This window comes from Lactobacillus hamsteri DSM 5661 = JCM 6256 (assembly GCF_000615445.1).
Taxonomy (GTDB): Bacteria; Bacillota; Bacilli; order Lactobacillales; family Lactobacillaceae; genus Lactobacillus; species Lactobacillus hamsteri.
In genome coordinates, this window is the sequence record NZ_BALY01000035.1 from 1 (window position 1) to 15429 (window position 15429).

Genomic DNA, 15429 nt, shown 5'->3' on the forward strand with positions numbered 1-15429 from the left:
TTTTTGTATTTACTTATAAATATAACTATCTGTCTTCGTGATTAGTGAAGTAACGGTAATCTTTGCTCTTATCAAAGATTACACCACGAGCGTTTTCACCGTTTGAAACTGAGAAGATAGCATCAGGATACTTGTTCTTAACTTCATCTTCAATTAAGCCACGCATCATTTCGTTGTTGGCTAAAACAGAACCAGTAAGGGCAATCTTCATTGGCTTTGGATCTTCATAACGGTCAAGACCAATAATGATGTCGCGAGCCAAGAGATGAGCTTGATCCTTAATTACAGCAGTAGCATCTTTATCGCCGCTGTCAGCAAGCTTAGCAACGTGAACAGCCATACCAGCAACTTCAGGGTTTTCCATCTTGTAGAACTTAGCGTTACATTCATCCATGTGTTCAACACCGAATAATTTAGTGAACATAGGAATAAGTGCGTTATCTTCACGCTTGTCCCAGCTAAGAAGGGCAGACTTCATTGCAGCAACTGAAATTGCGTAACCTGAACCTTCGTCACCTAAGATGTTGCCGTAACCACCAACAGCGATTAAGTGACCATTTTGCAAACCGTTGAAAACAGAACCTGTTCCGGCGATTACCAAAGCACCATCATCACCTTCAAGGCCACTGTAAAGAGCCAAGAGTGAGTCGGTAATTGCACGAGTTGGTAAGTTGTTAATCTTAGAAGAAATAGTAGCAGCAACTTCTGGAGCGTTACCAACAACTGATAAGCCAGCGATTCCTGCTAAAACGCGCATACAGTCGCCGTCAATTTGATCTAACAACTTATTAATAACTTCAGCAATGTTATTAATTCCGCCTTCGTAATTAGCATTGATTTGACCTGGACCGCCTTCTGCACGACCAAGTTCTTTGCCATTCATATCATATGCGATTGCAGTGGAGTGAGTACCACCAGCATCGACACCAATTTGGTATTTAAGAGCCATTGTCTACTCTTCTTTCTATATTAAATTTAAATGTTAACGCATTCATTTTATTACAAATGTACACGATAAGTCTAGTCCAAATGTAATTTTAGATATACTAAACTAATTAATGATATCAAAATTCCGATTAGGAAGGCAATAGGCAAGTAAACAAATGTTAAACGATGGGTACCTTGAGCCAATTTCGTACTTAAAAAAGTATTGGCAAATAATCTTTTATGAACCAGTTTACCATGATCAAAAATAAACCAATTTGGGCTATATGGAATAGAACTAGCAAAAATCTTGTTTTCTTTAATTTTAAAAGTAGATGTTTGTAAAACTAAAGAATTTTTCTGGTAAGTTCGAGGTTGTTTTTGATTAAAACGAGTTAAGATTCGATTCATCTTGATGGTGTTCAAACACCAAATATTGGCAGTATTTAGATTTAAATTATTTTCTTTCAAAGTGAATGAAATTTTAACATTTCTACCTTTATTATTGTTTGCGATATTGATTAAACGATTTTGTCCGTCCCGTGTAACGAAATCAACTTGTTGATTGTTAATAAATAAATCGATTAAATTCTCGTCAACGCCATTGGGAAGTTCTAGATAATAGGAACCATTATAATCAATAGGCAGGTTAAAGCTAATAGTACTTTGTTTAGCATGTTTTTTACGATCATACTGCATCCAGCTACCGGGCCACGCATTAACGCCATGAGTTTGAGGATCAGGCCAATCAATATTTTTAAATAGTTTTTGCTTTGATCCCGTTATCCTTTGAAAAAGCAATTCTTGATTATAGACAGGATTATCTTGAACAAATTTAGTCTTGTTAGTATTTTCCTTTATCAAAAAAGTTAAGGGCAGTGCCTCATTATTTTTCAAAAGTGCAAGTTGAGAATAATCAGAGATAATAGGATAGTTATCTAAATCTAAACGGTGAATATTATTGTTAAAAATTAATTGCTTCTTTTTAGAAAATTCTCCGCGATCATAATTTGGTTCAATATAATATTTGATTCCAAGAAGCGACTCAGTTAATGGTGTTCCGCCATTGTTGGTAACAGAATTGCTGTTGTGTAGATAGCCCAAATTAGCAAGCAAATTTAATACTTTAGCGTTGGTGATTGAATTAAAATTTGTGATTCCATTGTAATTGCTAGTAAAAGGATCATCATCAGAACGATAAAAATTTTTCTCAGTTCGGAATAGAATATGATCTTTTTTATTTAGATTTTGAGTTAATAAAGTTGTGTTTTCTAGATAATTTTTAAAATCATAATTTTCTTGATAAGACAGATTGTTAAGAGAAAGAACCATACTGATAATAGCTTCGGCGACTACAACAGAGTATAAAAATATGCCAGCGAAAGCATGGTGAGTAAAAATGAAGAAAATGAATAGCAAGCTGATAACGATAAAGGCTGACGAAACTATAAGATTAGTATCAGTAATAAAAGCAAAATTGTTTTGGAGGAATGTCCAGCAGCAAACTAATCCCAGAGAAAGAATTGCTAAAATTATTTTGGAAGGCCAAGTGAGACCGTGCTCATTTTTTAGAAAGATAATTCCTAAATCTAGACAGAAAAAGATTAATACGAAGCTAAAACGAGCAGGATACCAAATAGGAAATTGACCTAAATGCCAAAGTAAAACCAATGGGGTAAAAATTAATGATAGAAGGAGAAATAATAAAAGAATTCCATTGACTAATTTATTCTGCCATGCAATCTTTTTACTAAGAAAATAAGCGATTAAAAATAGCAGAAACGGCATAGTCATAAAGATATTAGGTAGTCCTGCTTCCATTTCGTGGAAGTTATAAGCCCCGTCAATTAACTTGCTTAATTGATCCGGAGCATTAAATTGCCAGGAAAGATTCCAATTTACACTGCTGTTTGCCTTGCCGCTAAGTAATTCAAAAAATGTTGGTAAAAGAACAAAAGCAGATAAAAATGAAGCTAAAATACTTTTGCCAAGGTAATTTTTTACAATTGTCCAACGTTCTCCTTTTTTGACAAAAAATATCTTGCTTAAAAAATAGAGAAAACCAAAGAATAACGCCATAATTCCTGTATAGAAGTTGGTTACCCAGAGGCCAAAAGTTACTAAAATTAAATGATTTTTTTCTTTATTTAAAATTTGATTAATTGCATTAATTAAAAGCGGGAGTAAAATTATGGAATCAAGCCACATTAAATTAAAATGATTGGCAATTACGTAACCTGATAAAGCGTAGGCGATACTTGCGGCGAGGGCGTAGAAGGGCTCGATATCTTGTTTTTTCCAATAGTAATATCCGCTTAAGCCGCAAGCGCCGATTTTTATACTTATAATGGTTAAAATCGCAATCGGAATATTACCGGGAGAGAATAGGAAGATTAATAAATTAAATGGACTTAGCAGGTAATAAGCATTGCTTGCAATCATTGAATTTCCCATTCCATTGTTAAAGCTGTATATTAGTTCAAGAGGATGGGAAAATAGATTACGTCTTAAAAAAGCAAAAAAATCAACATACTGTTGACCAAGATCAACAGTTAAGATATTAAAATTGTTGCATGCAAAATAAGCAAAAAAGGCAATAGTTGGAATTAAAAAACTAAGCCAATAATAAAATTGCTGAGAATTAAGTGTTTTTTTACTAATTTTTTTAAATTTAGCAGATAGCATATTAAATTTTCTCAAAGCTCCTTATACAATAATAGAATTGAAGCGCACTTTTTGTTAAAATAATTGCAGTTTAGTGAGGGACGATTTACGTGGATTATTTTAGAAAAAATAGTGGTACAGGCTCAAATAAACAAGCCTCAACTCCAATTAGAATGAGAATCATTCTAGGAATTATTTTCGTATTGTTTGCATTATTAATCGGCCAATTAGCATATTTACAGCTAGCATATGGTTCTAAATTTAAAGCAGAAGTTGCGAAAACAGATTCTAGCGTGGTTTCAAACCAAGTGCCCCGTGGGGTAATGTATGATGCTAAAGGACGCATTTTGGTAGGTAATAAAGCCAATAACGCGATTACTTATACAAAAAGTGCATCAACATCAACAAGTCAAATTTATAAAATTTCGAATGCTTTAAGCAACTATATCAGTATTACTGATGAAAAGCCTACACAAGAGCAACTTGCTGAATATTATTTAGCAGATCAAGCTAATTCTACTAAAATAGCAAGCAAATTGCCAAAATCTCAGACGGATAGCAATAAGTTAACCAACTCTGAAATTAATCAAAATATGATTGATGAAGTGAAAAAAGAGAAAATTAATTTTACGGCACGTCAAAAGACAGCAGCTTTGATTTTTAACAAAATTTCAGGAGCATATACGCTTTCTACAATTTATGTTAAGAATAAGCATTTAACTAACCGTGAAATTGCGCAAGTTGGTGAACACTTATCTGAGCTTCCAGGTGTTGGTATCGGAACCGACTGGGAAAGATCATATCCAAATGGTTCATCGATTCAAAGTATTATTGGATCAGTTTCTACTGAAAAGTCAGGTCTTCCAAGTGATAACTTGCAATACTACTTATCACAAGGTTATTCAAGAAATGATCGTGTAGGTACGTCATACCTTGAAAAAGAATATGAACCTTTGTTAAAGGGTAGTAAATCAACAAGTCAAGTTACTACAAAAGGAAATGGCGACATTCAACAAACAAAATCCGTTTATAAGGGTGAAGCTGGTGCGAGTTTGATGCTTACGATTGATGCTAAGTATCAAAAACAAGTTCAAGCAACTTTGAAGCGGGTTTATAATAGTGCTTTAGCTGCAGGAGCAGCTCGTTACTCAAACGGTGCTTATGCAATTGCAATGAATCCAAAAACAGGAGCTTTGCTTGCAGTTGCAGGCCTTAACCATGATCCTAAGAAAAATAAAACTACGGACAATGCCTTAGGTGCAATTAATCAATCTTTTGTTATGGGATCCGTTGTAAAGGGTGCGACTGTATCTGGTGGTTTAATTAATAAAGTAATTACGCCAACCAATAATGTCATGCCGGAATCAGCAATTTATTTGCCAGGATCAGCTGTTAAGAAGTCAGTTTACCCAATTGGTACTTTTGGTTCATTGGATGCAGAAACGGCTCTTGAAGTTTCAAGTAACATTTATATGATGCATTTGGCAATGAAATGGGTAGGCGCAAAATATATTCCTAAGCAATTTATTTCTATGCCAAATAATTCATTCGATATTTTGCGTAGAAACTTTAATATGTTTGGTTTAGGGCAAAAAACAGGTGTTGACTTGCCTGGTGAAGTTTCCGGAATCGAAGGTAAAAGTTTTGACTCCCAAGGAAGAATTCGTTCTGGTTCGCTTCTTGACCTTGCTTATGGCAACTTCGATGCTTATACGCCAATTCAATTAGTTCAATATGTTTCAACGATTGCCAATGGTGGATACCGTATGCAGCCATATATTGTTCAATCAGTAGGCCGAACTAGTACAGATGGTAATAAGATCTATATTAATTACAATAAGAAGCCAAATGTTCAACAACAAATTCCTTGGACTCCAGATGAGTTAAATGTTGTTCGTCAAGGTTTCTGGCGAGTTGTTCACGGTACTAATGGTTGGGGAACAGCTCACCCACTTAAAAATGTAAAGCCATCGATTTCTGGTAAAACTGGTACTGCCCAGACTTTCTACTATGATCCTGATAATCCTAATAGAAAGAATCCGCCAGAATTGATTAACGCAACTTTTATTGGTTATGCACCATCCAAGAATCCTAAGCTTGCTGTAGCTGTTGTTTTCCCAGGTCTTGACCCAGATCTTGAAGGTACATATACTTTACAAGTTGCTAAAGCAATGGTTCAAGATTACTTTAAACTTCACAAGTAATAAAAAATACTGGTCAAATGGCCAGAAAAATGCTATTCTAATACAGTCAGAATATAAATTGTAGGTGGTGAAAGAAATGGCAGATAACATCATTTTGGAATGCACCGAATGTGGCGATAGAAGTTACTTATCTAAGAAGAACAAGCGTAAGCATCCGGAACGTTTAAGTTTAAAGAAGTATTGCCCAGTCGAAAGACACGTAACACTTCACCGTGAAACTAAGTAATAACCTTAAGATAGCAGGTGTTAATGCCTGCTATTTTTTTGTTTTAAGAAAGGGCAAAGATGAAAAAAACTGAATTTAGAAAAAGACAAAAGCAACTATTAAAAGATTTTTCTTTGAGCAAACAAAAAAAGCAAGAAGATAAACTTTTAATGAAAAATCTTATCGATAATGATTTAGTTAAAGATAGTCAAACTATCGGAATAACTTCTTCTTTGCCAATGGAAGTTGATACTTCAGAAATTATTGCGTGGTTATGGGATGCAGGGAAGGATGTTTATTTAGCAAAGGCCAATCCAGACCGCAGTCAAGATTTTTTGCAGTATACTTATCAATCTAAGTTAGTCAAATCAAGTTTTGGTGTTGAAGAAATTGCTGATGAGGATGCAAAAGTAAAAAATGAACTTGATTTAATTATTGTTCCTGGGTTAGCATTTGCAGTAGACAATCACGATAGACTGGGTTTTGGTGGCGGATATTATGATCGCTTTTTAGCCAAATATCCTAATTCTAAAACAGTTGCTTTGGCGAATTCCAAAATGATCTATAATACTGTACAATGGCCTGTTGAAAAAACGGATATTGCCATACAAACAATTATTACTCCCACCAAAATTTTTAATTAATTTTTAGAAGAGGTAATTATGAATCGAAGGCTCAATCTTTCAGATACTTTTGTAACTTTCGGAATTTTAGTTGTTTTACTCTTAGTGTTTATTGCGGAAATTATTATGGGTGGTTCAGAAAATAATAGTACGCTTTTAAAACTTGGTGCGATGAACAACTATACCGTTGTTGTTGGCGGTCAATGGTGGCGCCTTTTTACTGCCCAATTTTTGCATATTGGAATTTTGCACTTAGTTTCTAACGCTATAATTATTTATTACATGGGAATGTATATGGAGCCCTTACTTGGTCATATTCGTTTTCTTGTAATTTATTTATTATCTGGTGTTGGTGGAAACTTATTAAGTTTGGCGTTAGGAAATGACTTTACAATAAGTGCCGGTGCTTCAACGGCTTTATTTGGCTTATTTGGTGCAATGACGGCGGTTGGCCTTCATAATCGTCATAATCCGGTTATTGCCTTTTTAGGGCGTCAGGCGTTTGCTTTAGCAATAATTAATTTAGCATTGGATATTTTTATGCCTGGAATTGACATTCAGGGACATATCGGCGGTCTGATCTCTGGATTCTTGCTTGCGGTAATTATTGGTGACTCAGGTGAAAAGCCATATAATATGAAATGGCGAGTTTTAGCTGGTGCTGCTTTAATTTTATATATTGTTTTAACATTTAGACACGGAATGGTAGTAACTTACTAATGAAAACTTTATATGATGTACAACAACTTTTAAAAAAATATGGTGTTTTAGTTCATGTTGGCAAAAGAATTTGGGATATCGAATTAATGGCAATTGAGCTTGATAATATTAACAAATCTGGTTTGATTGATAAACATGATTATCTAATTGCTAAAATGATTTTGAGCCGTGAACATGAAATTGAAGAACGAAAAGAAAATGAAGCTAAAAATTCATAGCGCCATCTAATTTTTAGCGTTATCATTATTAACGTAAGTTTTTAAAAGGGGCTTTTTATTTTATGTCAAATTTTTTAATCGTCTTAGACGCCGTATTACTAGCCATTATTTTGGTTTTTGTCGCTATTTGGGCTTGGAATAAGATTCAAGCAAAAAGTATGGGCGGCGAACTCACTAACGAAGAATTTAAAGAAGGTATGCGTAAGGCTCAAATCGTCGATGTAAGAGAAAAAGAGCCATTTAAGCGTAAGCATATTGATGGGGCTCGTAATTTGCCTTATACCATGCTTAAATACCAATATACAGAACTTCGTCCAGACCTTCCTGTATACTTATATTCAGATTCATTGACTGTAACTTTAAGAGCAGCAAGATTATTAAAGAAAAAAGGTTTTACCTCAATTCATTGGTTGAAGACTGGTTTTGATCAATGGGATGGTCGTACTAAGTCATCTAAATATTAATAATAAAAAGCTTGAGCATTTTGCCCAAGCTTTTTGTCTTTTCTTAAGTTATGATGGAAGTGAAGATATCATTTATAAAGGATTTTAACTATGAAAAAAGTATTAGCAATCGTTGGTCCAACAGCGATTGGAAAAACCAGCTTAGCAATTGAGTTAGCTAAGAAAATTAATGCAGAGATTGTCTCTGGAGATTCGATGCAGGTTTATCAAGAAGTAGCAGTTGGAACAGCCAAGGCTACTGAAGAAGAACAGAAGCAAATTAAACATTACTTAGTAGACACGCGTTCCGTATTTGAAGAATATTCTGTTAAAGATTTTGTTGATCAAGCTACTGAAGCAATCGATGAAATTAGTGATAATAAAAAATTGCCGATGATTGTTGGTGGCACAGGCTTTTATGTAAACGCACTTCTTAATAAGATGCAATTAGGCGAAAAGACGCCTGAAGAAACCAGCGTAACCAAGAAATGGGAAGATTATTTAGAAGAGCATGGTGCCGAGCAGTTATGGAATGTTTTAAATAATAAAGATCCGGCAGCTGCTGAAAAGATTCCTGTTGCTAATTCACGCAGAACGCTTCGGGCTTTGACGGTGATTGATCGAACAGGAAAGAAGTTTTCTGAACAGCAAAAAAAGATTGAGCCAAGATATGATTACTTAATCATTGGATTGAACTCTAATCGTTCAGAAATTTATGATCGAATAAATATGCGGATTGATCAAATGATGGATCAAAGTATTTTGGACGAAGCAAAATTTATTTATGAAAATCGTGATAAAGAGCATCAAATTTTACAGGCAATTGCTTATAAGGAATTTTTTCCGTACTTTGAAAAGCAGGCTACGCTTGAAGAATGCGTTAAACAATTAAAGACGTCATCAAGACGATATGCTAAAAGACAATTGACGTATTTTAGAAATAAATTGCCGGTAAATTGGTTTGATCCTTTAAATGATCCCGATTGCGAAGAAAAAATTTTGAAAACAGTGGAGGACTGGTTAAATGTTTGATATTCCAGAAAAATTGCAAAAATTAGTTGATGAAGTTGATGAAGAAATTGCTCCAAAATTTAAAGAGCTTGATGATCAAATTGTTTATAATCAAGCTAAAGTTTTGAAAGCATTTCAAGATAATGAAGTTGCAGAAGCTGATTTGAATGGAACAACTGGATACGGTGATGATGATTTAGGACGTGATAAGCTCGATAAGATTTATGCGCAAGTTTTTCAGACTGAAGATGCAGTAGTCCGTCCGCAATTTGTATCAGGTACCCATACTTTGTTTACGGCTTTAAATGGCAACTTGCTTAGTGGAGACACATTGACTTATTTAACAGGGATGCCATACGACACAATGCAAGAAGTTATCGGCTTAACTCCTAAGAAGCGCGGAACTTTAATGGAACGTGGCGTGAAGTTTTCTCATGTTCCATTGATTAAAGATGGATTAGTAGATTATGACGAAGCAGAAAAAGTTTTAAAGAGAGATCAACCTAAAATTGTTGCCATTCAACGTTCTCGCGGTTATGATACTCGCAAGACGTATACAGTTGATCAAATTAAAGAAATGATTGCCTTTGTCAAAAAGATTAGTCCAAAGAGTCTCGTCTTTATTGATAACTGTTATGGCGAATTTTCTGAAAAGCATGAACCAACTGAATATGGCGCTGATTTTATGGCTGGGTCATTAATTAAAAATGCTGGTGGCGGAATTGCTAAAACTGGTGGTTATGTAGTTGGTAAAAAAGACTTAGTTGAAAATACTAAAATCGCTTTAACAGCTCCTGGCTGTACTGATGAAGGGGCAACTTTGGATAATTTGCATGACTTTTATGAGGGCCTTTTCTTGTCACCAAATGTAACGGGAATGGCTGAAAAAGGAATGGTCTTTGCGGCAGCTTTGTTTGCTAAAATGGGAATGGATGTCACTCCGGCTTGGAATGAAACTCGTAGCGATGTAATTGAAACGATTGTTTTCCAAGATCCTGAAAAGATGAAGCAGTTTGTTCAAAAAATCCAAAAATATTCTCCTGTTGATTCATTTGTTAAGCCTGAAGCATATCACATGCCAGGATATGAAGATAAGGTAATTATGGCGGCAGGGAACTTTGTTTCTGGCTCAACAATTGAATTTTCAGCTGATGGTCCAATTCGCCCACCTTATGCGGTTTATATGCAAGGCGGTCTAACCTATGCCCATGATAAGATTGCAATTGTTAACGCGGTTAAAGATACTTTCTTCAATGAAAACTAAAAAATATTGATTACTTATAGACCGGTATTTGTTGCTGGTCTATTTTCATTTATTAAGTAAAAGTAAAGAAAAAATATTTCGAGTAGACCAATTTGACTTTTTAAAATTGGTCTGCTATTGTATTAAACAGTTCTAGGAGAGAAAAGGAAATCTAAATAGGACTATATCAATTGATAGTTATTTGATTTTTTAGGTGAAAAACTATGAGTAAAACAGTTACAGCAGATGATATTAGAAAAAGCGTTAAAGAAAACAACGTTCACTTTTTGAGATTGTCCTTTACAGACATTAACGGTACTTTAAAGGCCGTTGAAGTTCCAATTAGTCAACTTGATAAAGTTTTGACTAATGATATTCGTTTTGATGGTTCTTCAATCGATGGCTTTGTTCGTATTGAAGAAAGTGACATGGTATTATATCCTGACTTTTCAAGTTGGATGGTTTTACCATGGACTGATAAGACCGGTAGCAGAATTGGTCGTTTAACTTGTTCTGTTCATAAAACTAATGGTGAACCATTTGAAGGTGATCCAAGAAACAACTTGAAGCGTGTTCTTAAAGAAATGAAGGAAATGGGCTTCTCAGACTTTGATATTGGTTTTGAAGCTGAATTCCACTTGTTTAAGTTAGATGAAGATGGCAATTGGACAACTGAAGTTCCTGACCGTGCATCATACTTTGATATGACTTCAAGCGATGAAGGTGCAGAATGTCGTCGTGATATCGTTGAAACTTTGGAAAGCATTGGCTTTGAAGTTGAAGCTGCTCACCACGAAGTTGGTGCTGGTCAACAAGAAATTGACTTTAGATTTGATGATGCTTTAACTACTGCTGATCGTGTTCAAACTTTCAAGATGGTTGTAAGACAAGTTGCTAGAAAGCACGGCTTGTTCGCTACATTTATGGCTAAGCCAATTGAAGGCGAGGCAGGTAACGGTATGCACAACAACATGTCACTTTTCAAAGATGGCAAGAATGCATTTTACTCAAAGGATGGCGAATACCACCTTTCAGACACAGCTTTGTACTTCTTAAATGGTATTTTGGAACATGCTCGTGCAATTACAGCAATTGCCAACCCAACTGTTAACTCATACAAGAGACTTATTCCTGGTTTTGAAGCTCCTGTTTACATTTCATGGGCAACTAAGAACCGTTCACCACTTGTTCGTATTCCAGATGCTGAAGAAATTAATACGCGTTTGGAAATGCGTTCTGCAGACCCAACTGCTAACCCATATCTCTTGCTTGCAGCTTGCTTAACTGCTGGTTTACAAGGTATTAAGGAAAAGAAGATGCCAATGGATCCAATTACTTCTAATGTCTTTGAAATGACAGAAGAAGAAAGAGCTAAGCGCGGTATTAAGCCATTGCCATCAACTCTTCACAATGCTATTAAAGCATTTAAGGCTGATGAATTAATTCAAAGTGCTTTAGGCGAACACTTAACCCAAAGCTTTATTGATTCTAAGAACTTGGAATGGGCACAATACAACCAATCCGTTTCTGATTGGGAAAGAAACCGTTACATGGGTTATTAATTTTGAAATTTTAGTTTAATTGTTTGATTAAAAGAGATCTTTCGTTAATATGAAAGATCTCTTTTTGCTGTATAATTGTTTTTGCTAATTAAATTTTGAAAATTAGGTGTTGATGTTATGACAATTGGTGAAGCATTAAAATCGTTTAGATTACAGTTAGGATTAACGCAAACTGACATGGCCGCAAATTTAGTTTCAGAATCATTTTATTCAAAAGTAGAACGTGGCGTTCATAAAATTGATGCGGATTTGTTAATCCAAGTTTTGAATGCACACGGTATTCCAGTAATTTCTTTTTTTCAATTAGTAGATCATGATAATAAGATTAAGGATTCGACAAGTGTTGGTTTGTCGCAAAGAATGATTGTTGCGGTTAATAATAAAGATATTGCTGAATTAAGAAAAATCAAAAAGCAGTTAGAAGCTGTAGATGTACCGGAATATCTTAAGCATAATTTTGAAAGTTCCTATGCGTGGGCCACACATTCTAATCAAGAAATAACAGCTGAAAGAAAAAATAAAATAAAAAAAGCATTTATAAAGACTGAATGGAATGAAAAATCTTATGGTGCATTAGCTTTTAATTTGGTCTTACTAGATATTGATGATGCATATCAATTAGTAAATCTTGCATATAGTGCTTTTAAAAAGAGCGATAATTTTGATGGCCGAGATAATGGAAGAGACCAAAATTTAGTATCTTTGATTGCTGTTAATTTCTTAAACTGTTGTTACCATAAAAAAGCTGATATAAAGTATACAAAAAGTTCGATTGATATGTTATATACTATTCCGCTTGAACCAACTAACTTATTTGGAAGAATATTTGCAACATATTATGATGCATTATTTAAAAATGATAAAGAAATGGTAGATGCAGTTCTTAAAGTTTTGAGAAAAAGTGGAGCAATATCATTAATTCAAGATACTATTGGAAAATAGGAGGCGAAAATTTATGACGATTGGTGAAGCTTTAAAAAACTGTCGAATTAGCTTGCAGTTAACACAGACTCAAATGGCGGCAGGACTTATGTCGGAATCATTTTATTCCAAGGTAGAACGTGGTGTTCATAAGATTGATGCAGATTTGTTAATTAAACTTTTGCATGAGCATGGCATATCAGCCCAATCATTTTTCTATTTAGTAGATAAAAAGGATAAGAGTTTATATCTTGATGTTAATCAGCGAATGGTTCTTGCTGCTAATAGAAAAGATTTAGAAGAATTAAATAAAATTGAAGCAGAATTAAAAGAAGAAAATGCTCCTGAATGGGTGAGGAATAATTTAAGCAGATTGCGTTCCTGGGTTACCCATTCTAATGAAGCAGTTTCTCAAGAAGAAAAAGATAAATTAAGACAAAAATTCTTTTTAGCAGATAAATGGAATATTGGCTTGGTTAATTCATTACAGCTAAATATGTATATGTTAGATTTTAATGATTTAGAGAAGATTATTAATACAGCATATAAAAAATTGAAAGTAGCTGCTAGCCAAGATGAACTTTTAGAAAGTTATTTGAGTATTGATGCAGTGGCTTTTCTAAATCGATGCTATCATGAATCCGATAAAAAACATGCGCAATCTTCATTAGACTTTTTAAAATCAACAAGATTGCTTCCGTCAAATTTGTATGGAAAGATGTTGGCCACATATTATGAAGCCTTGTTTGATCATGATCAAACAAAAGCTGATATTATTATTGATGCTTTAAAACAAAGTGGTTATATTTCTGCTATTCAAGACACATTAGAAAATTAATGAAAAGGGATGTCGTAAGACACCTCTTTTTTATTAGAAAACATTTCTTAAATTTATAATTTTTCGTTTATTTATGAAGAAAACGGGACAGATTGCTTTTAGGTTAGATATAATAAACATTTTTGCGTAAAATATTCGATTTAGAAGATTTTGAGATTAATTGGCTGACAGCTCATATTATAAAAAGTGAAGAAATGATATGGGAGTAATAGGTTATGACGATTGGCGAGCAATTAAAGAAAACTCGGACTCTTCTAGGATTAACACAGACACAAATGTGTTCAGGGATAGTTACGGAATCTTTTTATTCACGTGTTGAACGGGGATTAAGTGAAATAAATGCAACAGATTTGTTTAAAATTTTAAATGAACATCATGTTTCACTTTATGACTTTTTTGAGGTGTTTGAAGATGTAAGGCCGCTGCAGCAAGTTATTGAACATGAAGCAATTACTGCATTTAATAATCATAATTTGTCTGCACTTAAAAGACTGGATAAAAATAATAAAGTAACAAATCATAAATTGAAACTTGTAATTCGGTTGATGATTTCGGTACTAACGAATTCAGTCGACAAGATTCCAGTAGATTTGCAGGTAGAAATGAAACACAATATTTTGCAAATTGGCAATTGGAATGAAGCTGCGTTGTGGGAACTTGCTATTTCAATGTCGCTTTATGATTTTGATGAAATGAAACTATTGATAGATTCAGCATTTTCTAGTTTTCATCAAGTTAATATCACAGATGAATATTTGCTGGCTATTTCAAATGTTGCAATTAATTATTTGGCTATTTGTTATAAGAATAAAGATTTACAAGAATGTACGAAAGCAATTCAGTTTATCAATAAATTACCGCTTAATTCTACAATTACGATGTCGAAGATAATTGCTAAGTATTATCAAGCGTTAATTGATAATGATAAAGAACGAGCTGAGGGAATTATTAAACTTTTAAAGCAAAGTGGATATAGCAATTATGTTAAAAATTTCCCTCAGTTATCTAAGTAGTATTTTCAGAAAGAGAATTATATATGACAATTGGCGATAAATTAAAGAAGGTACGTTTCTCGTTAGGATTAAGTCAGGAAGAAATGGCGAACGGAGTAATCAACCGTTCCTTTTATTCTCGTATTGAGTCAGGTAAAAACAATATTAATGTTTCAGATTTATTAAAGCTTCTGCAAGCAAATCAAATTCCTTTGATATTATTTTTGGATGAATTTGGCGATACGCAACCTAAAAATCAGTATTACTACAATAAAGTTATTGATAACTACTTTAGTAAAGATATAAAAGTATTAAAAGAAATTAGCAATGATCCAGATATTGCGAATATTAAATTACAGCAAATTACTAACTTATTAATAGCCAAACTTGAAGGAAATATGACTGACTTTTCGGATAAAACAGTTAGGAAATTAAAATACAACGTTTTGCAAAGTGGTCATTGGGATAAAGACTCATTATGGATTTTGTTAAATACAATGGACTTGTATAACTTTTATGATTTACAAGGATTAGTTGATTCTATTTTTAATAAATTTAGTGATTATAAAGAAAATGATGACCAAATATTGCAGTTGTTGGCAAGTATTGCAGTTGGATATTTGAATTTGGGTTTTGAATATACGCAATTAAATCATGAAATGCAGAAAGCTATTAAATTTTTAAAGGATTTGCCAGCTTCAGCAACAATTGTTTTACAAAAGATGCTTGGTTCATGTTTTGAGGCGGTACAAAAGAAAAAATATAATAATTTAAAAAATGAAATATTTTTATTAATAGATTTAGGATATAAAAATATTGTTCCGATTAAATTAATAAAATTATGCAATTATTAGGTTTTGG

At 33.7% G+C, this 15429-nt stretch carries 15 protein-coding genes; 13 read left to right on the plus strand and 2 right to left on the minus strand.

Going from position 1 to position 15429, the window contains the following annotated elements; translation table 11 throughout:
* Nucleotides 1-25: 25 nt before the first annotated feature.
* Together JCM6256_RS07885 and JCM6256_RS07890 are read right to left on the minus strand one after the other, a co-directional pair.
* Nucleotides 26-949: an N-acetylglucosamine kinase gene (locus JCM6256_RS07885; protein WP_025081182.1), complete on the minus strand. Its 924-nt coding sequence runs from the start codon at nucleotides 947-949 to the stop codon at nucleotides 26-28.
* Nucleotides 950-1020: 71 nt separating this feature from the next.
* Nucleotides 1021-3624 (minus strand): YfhO family protein, encoded by a 2604-nt coding sequence (locus JCM6256_RS07890; RefSeq protein WP_338035061.1) that lies wholly within the window; start codon nucleotides 3622-3624, stop codon nucleotides 1021-1023.
* Nucleotides 3625-3698: 74 nt separating this feature from the next.
* Between JCM6256_RS07890 and JCM6256_RS07895 the strand changes: the two genes are divergently transcribed.
* From JCM6256_RS07895 to JCM6256_RS07955, 13 genes are all read left to right on the plus strand, one after another.
* Entirely contained in the window at nucleotides 3699-5792 is a 2094-nt protein-coding gene (locus tag JCM6256_RS07895; protein WP_025081184.1) for a peptidoglycan D,D-transpeptidase FtsI family protein, read from the plus strand.
* Between the two features lie 76 nt (nucleotides 5793-5868).
* Nucleotides 5869-6018 carry a 50S ribosomal protein L33 gene (rpmG, locus tag JCM6256_RS07900; RefSeq protein WP_004046092.1) on the plus strand — a complete coding sequence of 50 codons (150 nt, stop codon included), beginning with the start codon at nucleotides 5869-5871 and terminating at the stop codon, nucleotides 6016-6018.
* A 59-nt stretch (nucleotides 6019-6077) separates the two neighbouring features.
* Nucleotides 6078-6641, plus strand: coding sequence for a 5-formyltetrahydrofolate cyclo-ligase (locus tag JCM6256_RS07905; protein WP_025081185.1), 564 nt, complete (start codon nucleotides 6078-6080; stop codon nucleotides 6639-6641).
* Between the two features lie 18 nt (nucleotides 6642-6659).
* Complete coding sequence (locus JCM6256_RS07910; RefSeq protein WP_025081186.1) at nucleotides 6660-7340, plus strand: rhomboid family intramembrane serine protease; 681 nt, start codon at nucleotides 6660-6662, stop codon at nucleotides 7338-7340.
* Nucleotides 7340-7558 carry a YqgQ family protein gene (locus tag JCM6256_RS07915; RefSeq protein WP_025081187.1) on the plus strand — a complete coding sequence of 73 codons (219 nt, stop codon included), beginning with the start codon at nucleotides 7340-7342 and terminating at the stop codon, nucleotides 7556-7558. The genes JCM6256_RS07910 and JCM6256_RS07915 overlap by 1 nt, the downstream gene beginning before the upstream one ends.
* A gap of 62 nt (nucleotides 7559-7620) precedes the next feature.
* On the plus strand, nucleotides 7621-8022 hold the full coding sequence (locus tag JCM6256_RS07920; RefSeq protein ID WP_025081188.1) for a rhodanese-like domain-containing protein: 402 nt from the start codon (nucleotides 7621-7623) through the stop codon (nucleotides 8020-8022).
* 90 nt (nucleotides 8023-8112) lie between these two features.
* The gene (gene miaA, locus JCM6256_RS07925; RefSeq protein WP_025081189.1) at nucleotides 8113-9033 is read left to right on the plus strand and encodes a tRNA (adenosine(37)-N6)-dimethylallyltransferase MiaA; all 921 of its coding nucleotides are present in this window, start codon (nucleotides 8113-8115) and stop codon (nucleotides 9031-9033) included.
* Entirely contained in the window at nucleotides 9026-10276 is a 1251-nt protein-coding gene (locus JCM6256_RS07930) for a methionine gamma-lyase family protein (RefSeq protein ID WP_025081190.1), read from the plus strand. The genes miaA and JCM6256_RS07930 overlap by 8 nt, the downstream gene beginning before the upstream one ends.
* Before the next feature lie 203 nt (nucleotides 10277-10479).
* A complete protein-coding gene (gene glnA, locus JCM6256_RS07935; RefSeq protein ID WP_025081191.1) occupies nucleotides 10480-11817 on the plus strand; it encodes a type I glutamate--ammonia ligase in 1338 nt (445 codons plus the stop codon).
* Nucleotides 11818-11934: 117 nt separating this feature from the next.
* A complete protein-coding gene (locus JCM6256_RS07940; protein ID WP_025081192.1) occupies nucleotides 11935-12759 on the plus strand; it encodes a helix-turn-helix domain-containing protein in 825 nt (274 codons plus the stop codon).
* Between the two features lie 13 nt (nucleotides 12760-12772).
* Nucleotides 12773-13576: a helix-turn-helix domain-containing protein gene (locus JCM6256_RS07945; RefSeq protein ID WP_025081193.1), complete on the plus strand. Its 804-nt coding sequence runs from the start codon at nucleotides 12773-12775 to the stop codon at nucleotides 13574-13576.
* 215 nt (nucleotides 13577-13791) lie between these two features.
* Nucleotides 13792-14589 (plus strand): helix-turn-helix domain-containing protein, encoded by a 798-nt coding sequence (locus JCM6256_RS07950; RefSeq protein ID WP_025081194.1) that lies wholly within the window; start codon nucleotides 13792-13794, stop codon nucleotides 14587-14589.
* Between the two features lie 23 nt (nucleotides 14590-14612).
* Complete coding sequence (locus JCM6256_RS07955; RefSeq protein WP_025081195.1) at nucleotides 14613-15422, plus strand: helix-turn-helix domain-containing protein; 810 nt, start codon at nucleotides 14613-14615, stop codon at nucleotides 15420-15422.
* Nucleotides 15423-15429 lie beyond the last annotated feature (7 nt).